Annotated in this window: 3 protein-coding genes and 1 pseudogene; all 4 read left to right on the top strand. The window is 35.9% G+C overall.

Annotated features, from left to right (window positions below):
• Positions 1–412 (top strand): hypothetical protein (locus tag LACDD01_RS02830; protein WP_061413138.1); only part of this gene is annotated, 412 nt, incomplete at its 5' end.
• Positions 402–1734: pseudogene (locus tag LACDD01_RS02825) on the top strand (glycosyltransferase). The gene LACDD01_RS02830 and the pseudogene LACDD01_RS02825, both read left to right, overlap by 11 nt.
• Before the next feature lie 3 nt (positions 1735–1737).
• Positions 1738–2535: an EAL domain-containing protein gene (locus tag LACDD01_RS02820; RefSeq protein ID WP_061413137.1), complete on the top strand. Its 798-nt coding sequence runs from the start codon at positions 1738–1740 to the stop codon at positions 2533–2535.
• Positions 2536–2679: 144 nt separating this feature from the next.
• Positions 2680–2958 (top strand): hypothetical protein, encoded by a 279-nt coding sequence (locus LACDD01_RS11480; protein ID WP_231863357.1) that lies wholly within the window; start codon positions 2680–2682, stop codon positions 2956–2958.
• Positions 2959–2994 lie beyond the last annotated feature (36 nt).

The raw sequence follows: 2994 nt of genomic DNA, 5'->3' as shown, positions 1-2994 counted from the left end.
TTGGGTGTGCTTCATTGTACCGACTTTTATTACCATAGCATCCTTTTTGTATAAGACTTCAAATGGGAAGTATGGCATTGCCTTTTGGAAATATTCCGAAGGAGTTTTGGAAATTAAATTTTTGTTGATTCTGCTGGCTTTCTGTGTGGTCATCACCTTTACTTATGCAGCGAGCATGACAATTATTCAAAATAACCGAAGGGAATCGGTCATTGAAAAATGGCCTACATTTGATTCGGTCTCCAGTATTGAGCGAAGAAAAAGGGGAAAGAAATTTATGGGGGACCGCTTTGGTGAAGAAGAATTCCGTCATAATGTAAAATATTTTGAAGTGCTACCAGAAAAGAATTTAAAAAATGACGAGCTTTCAAAAGTTCTAGGTAAAGATGAGGTGGATACTTATGATATCTGATATTTTCGGCCAGATGTTTACATCAGATAGTGGTCTAAAAATGGTTATCACCGTGTGTTTAATAATCTTGTGTCTTTATCCCGTTATTGGTGCTTTATTTTGGTTCTTTGGCTCTTTGAGTTATCGTTTCCTAAAAAAAGGGCGGAAAGAGACAAATTTTGTGGAGCTAGCACCTGATGAGCAACCGATGATTACGATTATGATTCCTGCTCATAATGAAGAAGTGATGATTGAGGAAACGATTGATTACTTAGCTACAATGCTCAATTATAGTAACTATGAAATATTAGTGATTAATGATGGTAGTACCGATCAAACTTTGCCTATTCTCCAAAACTTACAAGAAAAGTACGATAAGTTGCGTGTTATTAATATCTTGAAAAATCAAGGAAAGGCACACGGCTTTAACATTGGGACTTACTTTGCGAAGAGGGAATATATTTTAAGTAATGATGCAGATACAATCCCTGAAAGAGATGCGCTTATGAAATATATGAACTATTTCATGAGTGAAATCGATGTCAACACAGCTGCGGTTACAGCCAATATGGATGTGCAGAACCGGACGACTATTATGGGAAAATCGCAAACAGTTGAGTTTTCAAGTATCGTTGGTGTCATTAAAAGAAGCCAAACCGCGATCAATGATTCAATGTACTCGTACAGTGGAGCAAATACCATGTATAAAAAGCAGTTTTTGATCGACGTTGGCGGCTTTAGACAAGACCGAAGTACAGAGGATATTAGCATCGCTTGGGATCACTTAATGTATGGTGTGACACCTCGTTTTGCCCCAGATATTATTTTTCACATGAATGTACCAGAAACCCTTTCGCAGCTCTATAAGCAAAGAAAACGTTGGGCTCAGGGAGGTACTGAAGTATGGTTTACTAACTCACTGAAGTTTATCTTGCATCCTATTAAGTACCGTTATGTTCTGTCAATGTTTATAGACACGACTTTTTCCATCATTTGGTCATTCTTCTTTTTCATTACGTCAATTATATTTATCTTGGCTATGCTCTATTTCCTTATTGTAGGTAATTATGAGCGGCTTTGGCATGGATTTGCGATGTCTTATCTTTGTTACCTTCGAGCTTATAGCGGGCACCTTGCAGCTTTTAGCCGCATTAATCTTAGACAGTAAGGGACAAAAATTCAAATACTTTATTTTTGCTCCCCTCTATATGTTATTTTTCTGGATGGTCAATCCATTGACGATAATCACGACTTTTATACCAGCCATGAAGGCTTGTTTTGGTAAAAGTGAACACGCTGGTGCTTGGGTCAGCCCTACAAGGAAAAGCCTGAAGAAAGGATAAACTATGCTTTTAGATGTAATGCTTCTGTTGACAATAATCTTTATTCTTCTCTGCTTGCTCGGAATTGTGACCAGCTATGTTTGGGCGAAACGACAAAACAGAATTTATCCTAAAACAATGGAAGATGCTGAAAATTATACTTTTTACTTTCAGACAATTATTGATAATAAAGGAGAAAAAACTGGTTTAGAAGCACTGCTCCGCAAGTATGATGTAGAAAAACAAGAATGGGTTTTCCCAGATGATATTGATAAATTTACCTTACGTGAAGTGATTTATCTGCTTCATAAAAGTTTTGTGAAAATAAACTATCCGTCACAATTTTTAGCCATTAATATTAGCCTGAAACAACTTGCCGATCCACGTTACGAATACTTTATTCGCTGGGTCAAAGGCGAATGTTATCCGATGGAACTGCGGATTGAAATCAATGTGGAGTTGACAGACAAGATTGGCTGGCTTATGAAATCAAGAATCAAGAAGAATTTGAAGTTAAGCCAAGACATTGGTGTTCATGTTATCCTTGAAAAAGTCGAACCAAGTAAAAAATACTTTCACAAGATCAAGTGGCTATTGAATGATATCTACGGTGTGAAAATCCCGCTTTCTAAATTTCAAAAGAAAAGTGATTCTGAATGGTTTGATCTCAACATGGGCGATTGGGTCCGTTTGATTAGAGAAAAAAACAAAAATATTGATATCACTGAGGTTGAAGATCGAGAAGGTATTGATTTAGCCGATAAATTAAAAATCGACAATCGACAAGGTTATTTTATAGACAAGCCTCATTATGAGAAATAGCTTGTTCTATTTTTTTTTGCTTAAATTAGTGCTTGAAAGTTGCATTATTTAGGAAAAAGAGTAGAATAGGTTTGAGCAAAACGATTTTAAAAAAAATGTGGCGCATCTCAGACAATAATCAATGAAAAAAGGACGAGTACGGAAATGACTGAAATGACTTTTGAAGAACGCTTAAAACAGCTTCGAAAGACTTATCTTGAAGGCGATAATGAAGATAAGGAAGCTCAAGAGATGAATGCTTTCATGAGTTTATCAAAAGAAGATAAAATCAAAAAAATTGAAGCCCATTTAACAGAAATTGAAAATAAAAGAGAAGCTTTGGAAAGCACTATCTCCAATCAAACAGATGCTCTCTCACGTGAGAATATTCAGCATCATCTGGAAGCATTAGCTGAGAAAAAAGAACTTATGCTTCAAAAATAGAATATGTTAAAAAAGATGAATTTAGTGCTGCAAAAC

This window comes from Lactococcus sp. DD01 (assembly GCF_001578715.1).
Classification (GTDB): Bacteria; Bacillota; Bacilli; order Lactobacillales; family Streptococcaceae; genus Lactococcus; species Lactococcus petauri.
This window is presented reverse-complemented; position numbering and strand designations above follow the sequence as displayed.

Coding starts and splice junctions, on each gene's coding strand:
- LACDD01_RS02820 (WP_061413137.1), top strand. CDS start 1,738: ATGCTTTTAGATGTAATGCTTCTGTTGACAATAATCTTTATTCTTCTC.
- LACDD01_RS11480 (WP_231863357.1), top strand. CDS start 2,680: ATGACTGAAATGACTTTTGAAGAACGCTTAAAACAGCTTCGAAAGACT.